The sequence below is a fragment of the Candidatus Poriferisocius sp. genome (assembly GCF_965208355.1).
In the GTDB taxonomy this organism is placed as follows: domain Bacteria; phylum Actinomycetota; class Acidimicrobiia; order Acidimicrobiales; family Bin134; genus Poriferisocius.
The window spans coordinates 169,430-185,325 of the sequence record NZ_CBDBOM010000003.1 but is presented as its reverse complement, the minus strand read 5'-3'; the positions used below and the strand labels follow the sequence as shown (position 1 = coordinate 185,325).

Annotated in this window: 18 protein-coding genes; 9 read left to right on the top strand and 9 right to left on the bottom strand. The window is 64.3% G+C overall.

The genetic code is table 11. The features are described from left to right. Positions 1–15 precede the first annotated feature (15 nt). Positions 16–702, top strand: coding sequence for a hypothetical protein (locus ACOGXH_RS02185; protein ID WP_419927477.1), 687 nt, complete (start codon positions 16–18; stop codon positions 700–702). A gap of 131 nt (positions 703–833) precedes the next feature. Here ACOGXH_RS02185 and ACOGXH_RS02180 read toward each other — a convergent pair whose 3' ends face one another. Continuing rightward, positions 834–2,024 carry an MFS transporter gene (locus ACOGXH_RS02180; RefSeq protein ID WP_419927476.1) on the bottom strand — a complete coding sequence of 397 codons (1,191 nt, stop codon included), beginning with the start codon at positions 2,022–2,024 and terminating at the stop codon, positions 834–836. A gap of 45 nt (positions 2,025–2,069) precedes the next feature. Between ACOGXH_RS02180 and ACOGXH_RS02175 the strand changes: the two genes are divergently transcribed. Together ACOGXH_RS02175 and ACOGXH_RS02170 are read left to right on the top strand one after the other, a co-directional pair. Next, entirely contained in the window at positions 2,070–2,498 is a 429-nt protein-coding gene (locus ACOGXH_RS02175; RefSeq protein ID WP_419927475.1) for an SRPBCC family protein, read from the top strand. Continuing rightward, positions 2,495–2,857: a hypothetical protein gene (locus ACOGXH_RS02170; protein ID WP_419927474.1), complete on the top strand. Its 363-nt coding sequence runs from the start codon at positions 2,495–2,497 to the stop codon at positions 2,855–2,857. The genes ACOGXH_RS02175 and ACOGXH_RS02170 overlap by 4 nt, the downstream gene beginning before the upstream one ends. Before the next feature lie 7 nt (positions 2,858–2,864). On the opposite strand, the gene menC is transcribed toward ACOGXH_RS02170, so the two are convergent. From menC to ACOGXH_RS02145, 5 genes are read right to left on the bottom strand one after another with little or no spacing between them, the layout of a single operon-like run. Next, positions 2,865–3,842, bottom strand: coding sequence for an o-succinylbenzoate synthase (gene menC, locus ACOGXH_RS02165; protein WP_419927473.1), 978 nt, complete (start codon positions 3,840–3,842; stop codon positions 2,865–2,867). Continuing rightward, a complete protein-coding gene (gene menH, locus ACOGXH_RS02160; RefSeq protein ID WP_419927472.1) occupies positions 3,827–4,579 on the bottom strand; it encodes a 2-succinyl-6-hydroxy-2,4-cyclohexadiene-1-carboxylate synthase in 753 nt (250 codons plus the stop codon). The genes menC and menH overlap by 16 nt, the downstream gene beginning before the upstream one ends. After that, positions 4,576–6,237: a 2-succinyl-5-enolpyruvyl-6-hydroxy-3-cyclohexene-1-carboxylic-acid synthase gene (menD, locus tag ACOGXH_RS02155; RefSeq protein WP_419927471.1), complete on the bottom strand. Its 1,662-nt coding sequence runs from the start codon at positions 6,235–6,237 to the stop codon at positions 4,576–4,578. The genes menH and menD overlap by 4 nt, the downstream gene beginning before the upstream one ends. Beyond that, positions 6,234–7,358, bottom strand: coding sequence for an isochorismate synthase (locus tag ACOGXH_RS02150; RefSeq protein ID WP_419927470.1), 1,125 nt, complete (start codon positions 7,356–7,358; stop codon positions 6,234–6,236). The genes menD and ACOGXH_RS02150 overlap by 4 nt, the downstream gene beginning before the upstream one ends. Then, a complete protein-coding gene (locus ACOGXH_RS02145; protein WP_419927469.1) occupies positions 7,355–7,771 on the bottom strand; it encodes a hypothetical protein in 417 nt (138 codons plus the stop codon). Before ACOGXH_RS02145 ends, ACOGXH_RS02150 begins: the two co-directional genes overlap by 4 nt. A 97-nt stretch (positions 7,772–7,868) precedes the next feature. Between ACOGXH_RS02145 and ACOGXH_RS02140 the strand changes: the two genes are divergently transcribed. Genes ACOGXH_RS02140 through ACOGXH_RS02130 form a run of 3 tightly spaced genes read left to right on the top strand, consistent with a single transcriptional unit; the run spans position 7,869 to position 9,204 of the window. Continuing rightward, positions 7,869–8,087, top strand: a complete 219-nt coding sequence (locus ACOGXH_RS02140; protein ID WP_419927468.1) for a CopG family transcriptional regulator — start codon at positions 7,869–7,871, stop codon at positions 8,085–8,087. Beyond that, complete coding sequence (locus ACOGXH_RS02135) at positions 8,084–8,479, top strand: type II toxin-antitoxin system VapC family toxin (protein ID WP_419927467.1); 396 nt, start codon at positions 8,084–8,086, stop codon at positions 8,477–8,479. The genes ACOGXH_RS02140 and ACOGXH_RS02135 overlap by 4 nt, the downstream gene beginning before the upstream one ends. 35 nt (positions 8,480–8,514) lie before the next feature. After that, positions 8,515–9,204 (top strand): DUF2461 domain-containing protein, encoded by a 690-nt coding sequence (locus tag ACOGXH_RS02130; protein WP_419927466.1) that lies wholly within the window; start codon positions 8,515–8,517, stop codon positions 9,202–9,204. 21 nt (positions 9,205–9,225) lie between these two features. On the opposite strand, the gene ACOGXH_RS02125 is transcribed toward ACOGXH_RS02130, so the two are convergent. Further along, positions 9,226–10,359 (bottom strand): LLM class flavin-dependent oxidoreductase, encoded by a 1,134-nt coding sequence (locus tag ACOGXH_RS02125; RefSeq protein ID WP_419927465.1) that lies wholly within the window; start codon positions 10,357–10,359, stop codon positions 9,226–9,228. A 28-nt stretch (positions 10,360–10,387) separates the two neighbouring features. Beyond that, a complete protein-coding gene (locus tag ACOGXH_RS02120) occupies positions 10,388–11,269 on the bottom strand; it encodes a formylglycine-generating enzyme family protein (protein ID WP_419927464.1) in 882 nt (293 codons plus the stop codon). 79 nt (positions 11,270–11,348) lie between these two features. Between ACOGXH_RS02120 and ACOGXH_RS02115 the strand changes: the two genes are divergently transcribed. After that, positions 11,349–12,080, top strand: coding sequence for a hypothetical protein (locus ACOGXH_RS02115; RefSeq protein WP_419927463.1), 732 nt, complete (start codon positions 11,349–11,351; stop codon positions 12,078–12,080). Further along, entirely contained in the window at positions 12,056–13,066 is a 1,011-nt protein-coding gene (locus ACOGXH_RS02110; protein ID WP_419927462.1) for a DUF445 domain-containing protein, read from the top strand. The genes ACOGXH_RS02115 and ACOGXH_RS02110 overlap by 25 nt, the downstream gene beginning before the upstream one ends. Positions 13,067–13,069: 3 nt before the next feature. On the opposite strand, the gene ACOGXH_RS02105 is transcribed toward ACOGXH_RS02110, so the two are convergent. Further along, a complete protein-coding gene (locus ACOGXH_RS02105) occupies positions 13,070–14,599 on the bottom strand; it encodes an AMP-binding protein (protein ID WP_419927461.1) in 1,530 nt (509 codons plus the stop codon). A 131-nt stretch (positions 14,600–14,730) separates the two neighbouring features. On the opposite strand from ACOGXH_RS02105, the gene ACOGXH_RS02100 reads away from it, so the two are divergent. Next, positions 14,731–15,873, top strand: coding sequence for a substrate-binding domain-containing protein (locus tag ACOGXH_RS02100; protein WP_419927460.1), 1,143 nt, complete (start codon positions 14,731–14,733; stop codon positions 15,871–15,873). Positions 15,874–15,896: the final 23 nt, after the last annotated feature.

Genomic DNA, 15,896 nt, shown 5'->3' with positions numbered 1-15,896 from the left:
TGAGGTTAGCGGCCGATGCCAGCCTCTTCAACGTTCAATTGCGAAGTCATCCTGCATCGCCTGGGTCCAGATCGCCTGGCTTCCTATCTCGACGACAGCGACAACGACTTGGAACGAGCACTCGATCTCTACGCCTGGAATGCCCAGATCGCTGCTGCATTCCTTGAAGACTTGGGACGGCTTGAAGTCGTGCTTCGCAATCGCTTCGACGAGGCTCTGACCGCCCTGATCGCATCGCGTGGCTCGCTTCAACCTTGGTACGACCACCACTCGCTCTTCCCCGGCAAGCACTCACGCAACGCTCTCCGGGACATACGGAAGGCAAAACAGAGAGCCACTGACCACGGGAAGCGGGCGATCATCCATAGCGAAGTGATTTCCGAACTCAACTTCGGATTCTGGAGGTTCCTCTGCTCGCCGCGCTACCACACCACGATGTGGGTTCCTGTTCTTGCGGCCCAGTTCCCAAATAGCCCCTCACCTGGCCACGCAGCTCAACTAAGGGAAGATGTTCAATACCGGATGAAGACACTCCATTTCCTCAGGAACCGGGTAGCCCACCACAAGCCCATCCACCGCCGTGCGTTGGCAGATGACGCCGCAATGATCTTCGAACTAGCTCAATGGATGTGCCTTGACACCCACGCCTGGATGACTGGTCTTTCCCGCATCCCAGTTCTACTCGCCTCTAGACCAGCCTGATTATCGGCTCAGACGCAAAAAAATGGTTGTGTCCGACTTCAGCGCCTCATAAAATTGCTGGCCTAGACCCCGGAACCGTCCCTGCTTCGGCAAACGGCCGGGGTTACGCCTTTCTGGAGCAAACAGTCGACTCAGCCTGGCGCTGACCTGAAGGCGGGGTCGCGGTCGATGTAGGTGCGGACGAGGGTGACGAAGACGAGCATGGCGGCGGAGAGGGCGGCGGCACCCCACAGGACAAGACGGGTGTTGCCGACGGCAAGCAAGCCGGCCACGACGGCGGGGCCGCTGACCTGGCCGATGCGGATGGCGGTACCCCAGGCGGCCACCATCACGGCTCGATGCTCTTCAGGGGCCAGCGAGGCCGCCCGGCTTTGTAGGGGGACTACCACCAGCTGATCGGCGGCCCCCAACACCAGTACGGGGGCGATGATCACCGCCAGCGAGGGTGACAGCGCCATACCGGTCAAGCAGATCACGAAACCGATGTAGCCAGCCCGCACCATCGTCGAGATGGAATGACGGCTGGCGATGCGTCCCATGCTGAGCGCGATCAATCCGGCTGTCACCGCGGGCAGCGACAGGATCAAGCCACGGATCCCAGCCGAGGCTCCGAATTCGTTCTCCAGATGGATGGGCATTGTGGTGATCCCCACAGCGAAGAAAACCAAGAACGTGAATGGCGCCACTAGCAGCAGCACTCCAACTTCACGCTGCATGAGGTGGGGGCGAGCTTGGCGGAGTTGATGTCGCAGCGGTTCGGGGGTCCGTCGCTCATCGGGAGGCAGCAGGGTGGCCGCGAACAAGGCAAGCAAGATGGTGAAAGCGTGCAGAGCGAAGGGTCCCCGCCAGCCGAACAACTCGGTGAGCAGGCCTCCGGCGGCGGGCAGCAAGGCCACACTCAAGTTCATGGACAAGGCGTTCTGGCCGATGATCCGGGTGCGCTCCACCCCCTCGTAGTTGTCCCCGATGATCACCAGAGCCAGGCTCAAGAACCCCGATGAGCCCAGCCCCTGGATGAACCGGAAGGTCAACAGCATGGCCAGGTTGGTAGAGGCCATGATGACCAACCCGCCCAGGCCGAATACCAGCAAGCAGGGGACGATGATCCGGCGGCGTCCGTAGCGATCGGCGGCCACCCCGATCACCGAGGCCATGAACAATCCGGGGGCATGAGCGGTCATCAAAATGAACACCGAGGTCTGATCGGAGATGCCGAAGGCGTCGGCGATGTCGGGGATGGCTGGGGCGATGGTGGCGTTGGGGAGAATCACCGCCGCACCGATCAACCACACCACCACGAGCTGCGACCGCCGGAGTCCCACATCCCGACGGTATTGCCCCACCCCGCCGGATGGCATGATCTGATCGTGGAGAAGCACCGGGAGCATTACCGGATCGACCGAGAGGTTGACGCTTCTGTGGAGTCAGTGTTCGCTGCCTTGCTGGGGTTGATAGGCGGCCCAGAAGATGCTCCCACGTACGCCCGACTCGGCAATCCGCCCCCGCACGGACCGGGAGCGCTAGTTGTGTTCGAGCTCCAGGGCTATGAGCTACACGAGGTCTGCGTGGAACTGGAGGTCCCTCGCAAGCGGCGCTACCGGATGGTGTCGGGCGCTCCAGTAGATCATTACGAGGCGCTTACCGAAGTGGCTCCCAGAGGCGATGGGACGCTGCTCACGTGGCAGGGATGGACCGAAGACGCCGATTCCGAAGTATCCAGGGCCTGGAACAAACTTGCCCGGGAATCCATTGGCCGAGCAGTGGAAATAGTGGCCGCCCGAGCCGAGCAAGCGTGAGCATTCCCCGGATCGCCTTGGTCTTGGCTTTGGTGCTTCTGGCCGCGGGCTGCACCACCAAGACCAAAGAGCTCCCCCAGGGGCCGCCCCGGGAGATCCGCATCATCAACAACGTGGAGGTGGCCGACGACGACCGCACCCTGACCGTTCGCTACTGGGGCACGGAGTGTGAGGAGTTCAGCGACTCCGAGGTCGACTACGGCATCACCCAAATCAAGATCACCATCTACGCCCTGGTCAACACCGAGGAGTGCCAGCGTTCCGGTCATCAGCAAAATGCTGACATCACCCTCAACCAACCCCTGGGCAACCGCATCATCATCGACGCCAACTCCGACACCGTGGTCTGGGAGCCCTAGAGGTCCGTCACACCAGCGGAGTTGGACTACTGGTAGGTAGGGGGCAGCGGCCATCGGCAATTGGCGGCAGGTCGGCAAGATCATGGGTGAACAGGGCAGGAGTGATGGCACCGTGGACTTGTGGGGGGCTGGGGAGGGCGGCGGCCACACTCAGGGCGGCGTGCTGACCGATGGCCGAGTCGAAGAAGTTGGTGACGACCACCTTGCGGCCCTGACCGATCCAGCGGTGGGCAGCGGTGTAGGCAGTGCGGGGGCCGCCTAGGGCCATGGGCTTGACCACCACTACAGCAATTGATTCGGGGATCTGGGTCTCGGCTGAGCCCAAACTCTCGTCCACTGCCACCGGTATTGGCGATTGGGACGCCACTTGGGCCAGGGCATCCATGCCAGCCACCGGTTCTTCGACGTACTCGATGGCGTATTGCTCCAACTGAGCCAGCGCTTCAACCGCTTCCTCTGCGGTCCAGGCTCCGTTGGCGTCGAGGCGCAATCGGGTGTCGTCACCGATGGCGCCGCGCACCGCGGCTACCGAAGCCACATCCTCTTCCAAATCAGACGCTCCCACCTTCAGCTTCACCGTGCGGAAGCCGGCGGCCACCGCGGCCACCGCGGTATGGGCGTCACTCACCAAGGCGTTCAATTCCACCTGGTCGGCCACCGGCCGGACGTCAGCCAGCGCCTCGGCCTGGGTCTTTCCCGTGCGCCGGGCCTCTAAATCGAGAAGAGCCAACTCCACAGCACCGTGGGCGAACCGCTCATCGGGCAAGTCATCGGGGTCGGGATCAGCTGCCCATTGCTCCAGCGCACGTCGAGTTGCCGACAAGTCGGCGCCGGGCCATCCGGGCATGGGCAACGCCTCGCCCCAGCCAGTGACACCACCGTCGGATACCTGCACCAACATGCCATCTCTTTGGGTGATGGCTCCCCGGCTGGTTATCACCGGATGGCGCAGCTTTAGGACGATTTCTCTTAGCTTGACACGCATTGGATCACCGCAGCGGCGGTCGGGTCGGGAGCTTCCAGGTGAGTGGCGTGGCCGGCGTCGGGAATCAAGCAGACAACGGCTTGGGGAATTTCCGCGGCCATTTTTTGGGCAATGTCGACGAACTTGGCGTCGTCGGCTCCGACGATAAGCGCACAGGGTATGGACAACTCACCCAGGCGGCATCCGATGGGCTCCACCGCTCCGGCCCCCAAACCCCGCAAGCTGTGAGCCAGACCCCGGGGATCGCAGGCCAGCCGCTGGGCTCTTATCTCAGCTTGCTGTTCAGGCAACAGGCGAGATCGCTGGGTGGCAAACAGCGGTTGGTCGGCCCAGAAGTCGGCGAACCACTCGATGCCCTCTGACTCGATCCGGTCGGCCAGCGCCTCGTCGGCGGCGATGCGCTCGGCCCGCTCGTCAGGATCATCAACCCCGGCTCGAACACCGATGAGAGCCAACGAACCCACCCGGTCGGGATGGGCCAGCGCGAAGTGCAGCGCCACCCGACCGCCCAACGAGTAGCCCACCAGGGCGAACCGCCCCAGATGAGAGGTTGCCGAAATCACACCGGCTACCGCCGCGGCCATGGTGTAGTCGTTGGGACTGTCGGAGACCGGCCCCAATCCGTGGCCGGGAAGGTCGAGAGCCAACACCGGGTCGGGCAGTCGGCTAGTGAGCGGGGTCATGGCCGCGGCCGATCCGGTGAATCCGTGCAGGACCACGGTGGCCGTTGTGCTCATTCGGTGAGATCAGAGAGCTGCTGGCGCTGCTTCAAAGCTGCCCCGTGGTCGATGGGGACTTCGATCACCGTCACTCCCGAAGCCTTGGCGATGGCAACGGCCAGCTCATCGGCCTGTTCGATCTGGTGATAGTGAATGCCCAGTCCATTGGCCAGATCGCCCAGTGAAACGCCGTGAGGGGTGTGGAACAGCTCCTCGAAGTGAACGTCGGGTCCGCCGTCGGCCAGCGGGAGCAGCGAGAAGATGCCGCCGCCGTCGTTGTTGGGCACCACCACGGTGAGTTCGGCCCCCGACAGGGATGAGGCCAGCAGCCCCCCGATGTCATGCAGCAGGGCCACATCGCCCACCAATGCGGCCACGGGCTGGCCCATGGCCAAGGCTGCGCCCAAAGCCGATGAGATCACCCCGTCAATGCCGTTGGCCCCCCGGTTGACCAGCACTCGCCGCGGCTGGGCATCGGATGGCCAAAACGAGGTCACGTCCCGCACCGGCATGCTGCTGGATGCATACAGCGCCACCTCTGGGGGCAGGGCCCGCAGCAAGGTGGCAGCCAGCCGCGGCTCCAGCAATTCGTCGTGTCCCAGAGCCGCCTCTACCCGATCCCACGCGTCGGCAGCCGCTTCGATCCAACTCACCGCCCAGGCATTATCGGCCGAGGCCATCTGCCCAGCAGCCGCACCCAGCAGAGCCATTGGATCGGACGCCAGCGCAGCCGTCCATCCGAACGACGGATCCTCCCAGCGGCGGCGGGGATCCACCAATAGCCGATCGGTCGCCCCGCACGACGCCACGAAATCGATAATCGCCCGATTGCTGGGGGGACCGCCGATGCGCACCAGCACGTCGGGAGCCAGATCGGTACGTCCCAGCACCCACTCCGCACCGTCCAGAACCATTGGCCCCCGGCCCCGGAGCTGCGATCCGGCGTCGGCCACCACCGGCCACCCCGCCGCTTCGGCAAAGGCGACTATGGCTGCGGCACCGGCGTCGTCCACATCCAATGCGCCCGACACGATCAAGCCCCGACGACCGGCCAATTGCCGCACCGCGTCCACATCGGCTTCCACAAGTGTCCGGACCGGGGCAATTGGCTGGCCCACGGATGCATCGAATCGGGGAATCGGACCTTGGGGTTCCAGCGGCTTGCGAAACGGCCAATTGAGATGCACCGGCCCCAGATTGGGTCCGGCACCAGCGGCGGTGGCCGCCCGAACGGCCAGTCGGGCGAAATAGTCGGAATCGTCGAGGTCGCAGGGAGTCTCGGCGTACCAGCGGACATGGTCCCCGTAGAGCTTCACCTGATCGATGGTCTGGCCGGCGCCGGCGTCTCGCAGCTCCGGCGGTCGGTCGGCGGTGCAAACCACCAGCGGCACCCCGCTGTGATGAGCCTCCACCACTGCCGGGAAGAGATTGGCCGCCGCAGTCCCCGACGTGCACACCACCGCAACTGGGCGACCCGACGCTTTTGCCATCCCCAAGGCGCAGAATCCAGCCACCCGCTCGTCGAGCTGCACGGTGACCCGCAAATCTTCCTGATTGCGGACGGTCACCGCGAGGGGGGTCGACCGGGACCCGGGCGACACCACCACGTCGACAATCCCGCAGGCCGCCAGCTCAGCCCAGAACCTGCCGGTGGCCCGGTAGGCCAGGTCGGTCATGACACCACATCCAGCACAGCAGCGAACTTGACGTCGGTCTCTATCAGCTCCTGTTCGGGGTCGGACCCGGCCACGATGCCCGCCCCGGCACATAAGCGCATCCCATTGGGGCCGATCAACGCCGAGCGCAGCGCCACATAGAACGAGCCGCAGCCCCGGTGGTCAATCCATCCCACTGGCCCGGCGTACCACCCGCGGTCAAGCCCCTCATGTTCGGCGATCCACTGCTGGGCGAACGTGGTCGGAGTGCCCCCCACCGCTGGAGTGGGGTGCAGGGCACCCGCCAGGCGCAGGGCCATGCCGGGCTCAGGGGTGATCCGGCCAGTAACCGTGGTGGCCAGGTGGTGAATTCCGGGCAGGGTCCGAACCTCGGTATCGCCGGTGGGATCCAAGTCCACTCCAGCCAGGGCCAAGCGGGTGCGCAGGTATTCCACGACATAGTGGTGCTCGGCCTGCTCTTTGGGATCGGTGGCCAACCGCTCGGCGATGGCCGCGTCGTCGGCCGGTGTGGCCCCTCTAGGAGCGGTGCCGGCCACTGCGTAGGTGGTGACCACATCGCCGTTGAGCTCTGCCAAGACTTCAGGGCTCGCACCCACAAAGCACGACCTGCCTCGGCCAAAGCCGAATATCGCACACGACTCGAAGCGATCCGACAGCCGAGACAGCACCACCGCAGGGTCGATGCTGCCAACCGCCTCCACCTCTCGGGCCACCACCACCTTGGCCAGCTCCCCGGCATCGATGGCATCGGCGGCCTGCTTCACCGCGTCCCGATAGGTGGCCCGGGTTCCGTCTTCTACCCGCAAGGGGTTGCCGTCATCGGTGTGGTCTGTTCCTTGTGCCGGACCCCGAACAATCCGTTCCGGCATCACCAAACGCCCGCTCGGATATCCGTCCCACGCCCCTGTTCCCGACTGATCGGCGAAGCCGAAGCCGGCAAAGGCGACCTCACCCTCGTCCAGCAGCTCAGCGGCGGCCGCGGCGGCCGCCTCAAAGCGCCAACGACCATCGACCTCAACAGCCCGCGCCGCTCCCAATCCGGCCATGGCGTCGGCGCCCGGGGCCCGCCAAAAAATCCGGTCGTCGCCGGACCACGAGGCGAATTCCTCCAGAGGCTTCATTTCACCCGCTCTGCCAACCGGACTGCCGCCCTGCTCAGCAGGGTCCGGCGAAAGTGCTCGCCTACCAGCGCCACCACTTGAGGCACGAGCGCCTCAACCAGCGGAGTCAGATTCTCCAAGTCATTGCTGGTCAGCTCTTCGGTGCCCATGGCATCCAAGAACAGATCCACGGCCTCATCCACCACCGCCTCCACGTTGCGGGCGTGGCGAACAGCCAGCGCGGCCAAATCGGGCACACTCACCCCGACCGCCACGAGGGCGGAACCGGCTTGCAGCATGGTTACCGCGTCCTCTTTGAATCGACCGGAGTCGTCGGGGATCACCAACCCTGCATCGATGGCCAGATCCACCTGCTCAGCAGCCAGGCCCGATGCCTCGATCAACTCAGCCCGGCTGAGACCCTCCTGTGCCATCCCTCAAGCGTAAACCCCGCCTCTCCGCGAGCACCCGTGGAGGGCCGAATTCCCGATACCCAGCCTGACTCCAAGAAATGTGGTGTATATTCACCTTATGCGGCGTATACAGCTATACATGGATGACGATTTGGACCACGCCCTTACTGCGGAGGCGGCACGGTCCGGTCGGTCCCGGTCCGAAGTAGTCAGGATGGCCGTGCGCCAGTCCTTAGAGCATGCGCTAACCGAGAGCAGCGACCCCGTCGACGCCCTGATCGGATCTGTAGACATCGATCCCATCGACGACATCGACGCCGCCATCTATCTCCAGTGAGGTTCGCAGACACTTCATTTTGGGTCGGCCTGCTGCTTCCCCGCGACCGGCGACACCCCGATGCCACCGTTTTGTGGACCAGGGACAACGAGCCTGTCCGCACTTCCAATCTGGTGCTCGGCGAGACGTGGACTCTGCTCAGGTACCGAGCCGACCATGGCGCGGCTGTTCGATTTCTGGACACTATCGACCAGTCAGGCCGTGTTTCCCGAGCCCCGATAGATGCCCAAATCGACGAGCGAGCCTGGGAATGGCTGCGCCGACACGATGAGCGGGCCTACTCCTATGTGGATGCGGTCAGCTTCGAGATCATGCGACGAGAGCGGATAACGGAGGCCCTGGCATTCGACGGCGACTTCACCGCCGCAGGATTCGTCGAAGTCCGCCCCTGAAAACATGCACGACGAACCTTGCTAGGACTAGAGGCATGAAAATGCAATCCCACTTCGACAACGAATTGTTCGAGTTCCTCGTCGAGCTGCAGGCAAACAACAACCGCGAGTGGTTCGCAGAGCACAAGGAACGGTACGAGCGGCATGTAAAGCAGCCCCTGCTGGACTTCATCGAGGACTTCGAGCCGTACCTGCACTCGATCAGCAAGCACTTCGTCGCCGACGCCCGAGCCAACGGCGGATCCATGTTCCGGATCTATCGCGATGTCCGCTTTTCCAAGGACAAGTCCCCCTACAAGACCCAAGCTGCGGTCCACTTCCGCCACGAAGCCGGCAAGTCGGCCCATGCGCCGGGCTTCTACTTACACCTGGCCCCCGACGAGGTGTTTGCCGGAGTTGGCCTCTGGCGACCGGACTCAGCTGCGTTGGCAGGAATCCGTCAGCAGATTGTCGACGATCCCCAAGGCTGGGACCACGCCGTTCAGGCCACCGGATTCGCCGAAGAATTCGAGCTGACCGGAGACTCGCTAAAGCGCCCCCCAAAGGGATTCGACCCCGACCACCCGAACATCGAAGACCTCAAGCGCAAGGATCACGTGGCCACGGTTCCGTTCTCCGAGGATGAGGTCACGACCGCAGGCTTCATCGAGTCGTTTGCCGACGCCTGCCGCATAGCTTCGCCGTATACGGAATTCCTAACGACAGCCGTCGGCCTCCCGTACTGACCGGACGCGGTCGCGCCGAACTCAGGATTCCTTAAGCGTGGGGGTGTAGTTCTCGAGTTCGGGGAGGATCTCTTTGCCTATGAGTTCGATGGTGCGCATGATCGACTCGTGGGAGTGGTAGCCGAACTGCACGTAGCAGATGAGCTGATCCACGCCGAGGTCGGCGTAGTGCTTCATCTTCTCGTAGCAGGTGTCCACATCGCCCACCACGATCATGTCGGCCTCGTCGAAGTGATGGATCAGATCGTCGATCCCCTCTTCCATGAGCGGCTTGAGCAGCGGGAAAGTTGCGTCCCGCTCTTCCTGTGATAGCTCGGGCAGCTCCCAGTCCAACGTGAACTGGGCCAGGTTGGTGTACCACCACTCAACTGAGCGCCACACGTCGTTGTCCAGCACCTGCTGGGGGGTGTCGGCGCAGTGCACCAGGGTGTAGGCCGCGGTGGCGTTGGTGGTAACGTCGGTGATGGGCTCGGGGTTCTCGGCCGCGGCCCGGTAATTGCGGATGTGGCGGGCCATGGCCTCCAACGGCTGCATGATGGAAAACGACAGCATGCCCATGCCTGCTTTGCCGGCCACCGCGGCGGAGTTCTCCGAGGCGCACGCCATCCACGCTGGCGGGTGGGGATACTGCATCGGCTTGGGGGTGACCATGCGCTTGGGGAACTTGAAGCGGGGCGAGTCGTACTCGAAGTACTCCTCCCGCCACATACCGCACACAATCTCGATGGCCTCTTGCCAGTCGTCTCGGGAGCGTTCCCGGTCGACCCCGAAGGCGATCTGCTCCATCGGAGTGGACCGGCCGGTGCCCCACACCGCCCGACCGTTGGACAAGATGTCGACGGTGGCCACCTTCTCGGCGATGCGCTGCGGCGGAATGAACCCGAACGGGGTCAGGGTCACACCGAAGCCCATCTTGATGTTCTCGGTCACCATCGACAGGGCCCCGAGCAGCACCTCAGAGGCCGGGCAGTGCGAGCGCCCCTCGCGGAAGTGGTGCTCCACCGCCCAGATGGTGTTGAACCCGAAGGTGTCGGCCAGCTTGATCTGCTCAACAGCGTCCTTGTAGGCCTTCTGCTCCCGCTCCCGCTGGCCCCAGGGATGGGGCTTTCCCCACGGCTTGGGTGCATCCACTTCGTACAGCAAGTCCAACTTCATGGCGGCGACGATACCGACCGGCCCTAGATCAGCGCATCTTGGAGCCGGCTCCCGGGCCGACCTCGGCCCCCGCATCGGCCGCCAAACGAAAACCCATGTGCCCGGTGGTGGACGACGGCTCGTTGGCGTGGCGGGCGGCCACTCGGTAGCGATTGCAGTAGGAGTCGTGGCAAAGATACGAGCCGCCCCGGATGGACCTCGCCCGGCCCTGGGGCGGCCCCATCGGATCGACCAGGGGCCGCTCAGGGGGGAACCTGTTGTCGAACCAGTCGGCGCACCACTCCCACACGTTGCCCGAGCAGTTGTAGAGCCCGTACCCGTTGGGCTCGTACTGGTTCACCGGGGCGGTGCCCACAAAGCCGTCCTCGGCGGTGTTGTGGCTGGGAAATTCCCCCTCCCAAATGTTCAGTCGGGGCTCCCCGTCAGGGCTCATCTCGTCGCCCCACGGCAATCGGGCCTGAATCAGGCCACCCCGGGCCCCGTGCTCCCACTCGGCCTCGGTGGGCAACCGCGCCCCGTACCAGGCCGCACAGGCCGCGGCATCGAACCACGACACATGCACCACCGGGTGGTTGCCCCGTTCCTCCACCGACGACTGCGGGCCCTCGGGCCGAGACCAACACGCCCCCTCCACTTGGCGCCACCACTCGGCCCCCACCACCCCTCGGGTGGGCTGAAAGTCGTCGGGCAACAGCCCGCCGAACACAAACGACCACCCCTCCCGCTCAGCAACGGTTACATACCCGGTGGCCTCGACAAAGGACGCGAATTCGTCGTTGGTCACCGCGGTAGCGGCGATCTGGTAAGGGCTCAGCACCACCTCCCGCACCGGCCCCTCGCCGTCGCCCTCAAACCACACCTCCTCGGTGCCCATAAGAAACGACCCGCCCTCCAGCGACACGAAATTCATCAAGCAGCCCAATCAGCTTCCGACGATGGCGGAATCGGCCAACAAAAGGAAATCCACCCCAGCGTCATAGCATGAATCCATGAAGACAACCGGAATCATCTTTGCCGGTCTCGACTGCGACGCCGACGCCATCGAGGACTGGAACCGCTGGTATGACTTGGAGCACCTGCCCCCCAATATCGCCCTGACCGATGTGATGCACGGCCGCCGATACGTGGCCCCGCCCAGCCACCAGGGGTTGCGGCCCGACGGCTGCGATGAGGCGTTCTCCGACGGGCGCAGCGCCTTTCTCACCATCTATTGGCTGTGCGGCGACGTTGACGGGGTGATGGCCACCATGACCGACTACCGGGAGGTGCTGGTGGAAGCCGACCGGATGTTCCCCGACGAGAAGAAGATCGTGCGGCTGGGCGACGCCCTCGCCCTCGACTGGGCAGTGGCCGACCCCGCACTGAAGGCCGATCCCGGCGACATCCCCCACATCTCCCACACCGATATTCATGTGGTGCTGCGCCGGGGCCTTGGCGATCAACATTGGCACCGGGCCATCTATGCCCCCGCGGCGGTGTCCGTCGAGGGGGTGCACGCGGTGGTGTCGTTCACTTCCCGCTTCGCCCCCGATACCGCCATCGACTTGCACATGATCGAAGGCGACCCCGCCGAGGTGGTGGCTGCGCTGCGGGCCGCCACCCCCTCTCGGCCGGCCACCACCGATGTCGGGATGGACGGGCCGTTCCAGCTCATCGAGCCGCTGCGCTACCCGTGGGCCGAGCAGATCCGCGGGTCATGGATGCCTCAAACGGTCGCCTGAGCGACCCGGCCTCGCTTCGGCGAGCCAAGTGGCGGGCCACTGGCCTGCTGCTGGCCGCCGCCGTGTTGTTTGTGGTGATGCGGCTGCTCACCGACGGCGACGGCTGGTCCGGCTACGTGGAGGCCGCGGCCGAAGCGGCCATGATCGGCGGTTTGGCCGACTGGTTCGCGGTGACTGCCCTGTTCAAACACCCGCTGGGCATTCCCATTCCCCACACCGCCATCATCCCCCGGCGCAAAGACGCCATCGGCGCCAGCTTGGGCGAGTTCGTGCAGGACAACTTTTTCGAGCCCGACGACTTGGCCCGCTGGGTGGCCGATCGGGCCCCCGCTGAGGCTCTGGGCCGATGGCTAGCCGCAGAGGGGGATGCCGGGCTGGTGTCGGGTCCCGCTCTGGGTCGGCTACTGGAGTCGATGGTCGATGGCGGCCACCACCGCTCAATGGTCGACGCCGCTGTGCAGCGGGCTGACCGCTTCCTGGTGGACAACTACGAGGTGCTGCGAGACCGCATTGTGGAGGAAGCACCCATCTATACCCCCAAGGTGCTCGATCACCACATCTTCACTCGCCTCCACCGAGGAGTGCGGGGGGTGCTGGCCGACATGGCCGACGACCCCAACCACGAACTGCGCCTTCGCATCGACGCCGGACTGCGGAGCTATGCCCAGCGCCTCCAAACCAACCAGCGACTGGCCACCCGGGTGGAGGCGGTTCTGGCTAGGGCCGGTGAGTCGTTGCAAGGCGACTCCACCCTCCAGAACCGGGTGGACAGATGGCTGGTTTCCGCAGTGGGCCTGTTGGCCCGCCACGCCCAAGCCGAGGTAGCCAACGTGATCGGCAGCACCGTGGCCCGCTGGGACGCCGACGACACCAGCTCCCGCATCGAGCGCCGAGTCGGCCGCGACCTCCAGTTCATCCGCATCAACGGCACCCTCATCGGTGCCCTTGCCGGCTTAGCCATCCACGGAATCAAACAGGTGCTTTAGTGGTCAGTCTGTGAATCGAGACCGCAGCTCGTGCTTCAACACCTTGCCGGTGGCGTTTCGAGGCAGCGATTCCACGATTTCTATCTGTTCCGGAATCTTTTGCGGCATGATCCCCGCCGCCCGGAAATAGTCCCCTACCTCGGGCAAGTTAAGCCCCTCGGCACCAGAGGCCAGCTCAACGACTGCGCAAACCCGCTCGCCCCGCTCCTCGTCGGGGAGCCCGATCACCCCGGCGTCGAGCACCTTCGGGTGGGCGAACAGCAGATCCTCGATTTCCGTAGCCGAGATGTTCTCCCCCTTGCGGATGATGATGTCCTTCACCCGCCCGGTGAGAGTCACATATCCCCCGGCATCCAGGTAGCCGACGTCGCCAGTGTGGAACCAGTCTCCGTCGAACGCAGACGCAGTCAAGGCGTCGTCCATGTAGCCCCGGCAGACCATGGGCCCCCGGATCCACAGCTCCCCTTCCACTCCGACATCAGCCGGTTCGCCGTCGAAGCCCACCACCTTGATTTCCGCCCCGGCCAGCGGCCGGCCCTCGGTCTCAGCCAGCTTCTCATCGGGGTCGTCGGGAGTGTTCTGGGCGATGATCGGCGCCTCGGTCATCCCCCAGGCGTGGCCGCATCCCCGCCCGCCGATCTCGGCCTGTACCTCGTAGTGCTGGGATGCGGGCATGGGCGCCCCGCCGCCGGAGAAGAGCCGGAGCCGGGGAAGGATGGGCTGGCCAGGCTGCTTGCGCTGCTCGGCCACAAAGGCCATGAAGAAGGCCGGGCCTCCGCCCACCAGAGTGACATCGTGACGGGCGAACAGCGCCGTGGTGTCAGTGGGATCGAACGCCTCGGCAATCACCAGGGTGCAGCCCGAGCTCAACGACACCGACAGGTTGGACACCCCGCCTATGTGGGCGAACGGAAAGGCCAGACCGAACTTGTCGTCGGCGGTCACGTGCTGGCGGTCCACCATGGCGATGCCCGACGCCATCACCGAGGAGTCGCAGTGGCGGGCGCCTTTGGGATCAGACGTGGTGCCCGACGTGTAGTACACCCACCGGATCTCCTCGGGGTCCTCAGGAGCAGGAATGTCGTCCAGCATTGATGGATCGCCCTCCGGCAAGTCCCCGTCACCCACCACCACATTCAGGCCGTCAACTTCAGCGGCGATCCCCTCCGCCATGGCCTGAAAGTCGAACCCCCGCCACACCGACGGCACCAAGAACAGCTGAGCCCCAGTCTGGCGAACGCAGAAACCCACCTCCCGCTCCCTATACACCGGGATGATCGGATTCTGCACCGCGCCCAACCGAGCCAGCGCCGCCTGCAACACCAAAGTGGACGGCCATGTCGGCAGCTGCCACGAAACCGATACCCCCGGCCCCGCCCCCAACTCAACCAGCCCCGCCGCCGCCCGCAGCGCCACATCCCGATACTCGGCAAACGTGAGCACCTGATCCCGGTCGTCGATGATCATCAGAGCATCCGGCGTCAACTCCGCCCGCCGCTCCACCATCCCCCAAAACGTCCCGCCACTCAACACGCCAAGACCATAGACCCGGTGGATCAACAGCGGGCGTAACGACAGACCAGATTCCCTAGATGTTGATTCTGCTGTTAGCAGCTAAGTTCTCTAGTTGACTAGAGAACTATAGAAATATAGATTTTGGTCTCATGACTAGGTCTGAAGCCAATGCCCTTCTTGCCCTGCGGCTTGGAATTGATCGTGCGGGACGCACACCGATAGCGACACAGATCGCTGAACAATTGACATCAAGGATTGCTTCAGGAGTTCTGTTGGCAGGCAACCGGCTTCCAGCAACGAGCGACGTAGCCGACCACCTTGAAGTGAACGTGCATACGGTGCGTGCGGCCTACGCCCAACTCGCAGCCGACGGGGTCATTGCCATGCAGAGGGGCAGCCGAGCCCTGGTATTGGGCTTTGACGCAAATGCGGCGCGCACGAGCCGAACGGGCATTCCCACATTCACCATCGGCGTCATGGTTCCTCACTTCTCGGACTACTACGCCGAATTCCTCCAAGCAGTGGCACAGTCGGCCGAAGTCGAGGGCTGGCTACCGATCATTTGCCAAACGCGGCAGTACGAGGCGGGAACAGTGGCGCGCTACGTCGACCAGATGGCGAGCCGCGGCGTGGATGGACTGATCGCACTGCACTTTGAGACTCCAGATGACGCCGAAACGACGGCAGCGCTGGCGATGGCCGCCGACCACCTGCCATTGGTGTTCGTGGACAGCGCCCCACTCGAATTTGGCCATCAGATCATGGTGGATCGGGTGGCCGGCGCCTTGGAGGCCACAAAACACCTCCTTGACCACGGCCATCGGCGCGTGGCCTTCATCTCAACCCCGATCGGGTGGAGCTCACGCAGCCAGCTGCGTCAGGGATACCTGCAAGCGCTCGAAGAGGCCGGCTTGGAGCCCGACGTAGAGCTTGAGATTGCCGCGGGGGACATGTCGCTGGACGCCGGCGCCAAAGCAGCGTCGAGCCTCATGCTGCTCGACAACCCCCCCGAAGCGATCTTTTGCGCTGGCGACATTCTCGCCTTAGGCGCTCTTCAGCACTTGCAAGACATGCGGGTAAGCGTTCCAGAAGACGTGAGCGTCATGGGCTACGGCGAATTGCCCTTCTCATCTTTGGCGGGTCCCCCCTTGTCGTCATCGCGCCTTCCGGCGCGTGAGCTGGGAGAACTTGCGGTTGCCAACCTCCGTGATGCCATCGACGGCCGGAGCCGAATCCACATCGCTCCGATTCAAACCTCGCTAGTTGCCCGGCGGTCTTGCGGCTGCCGATAACCCTTCCAAATGAAGTGCACAGC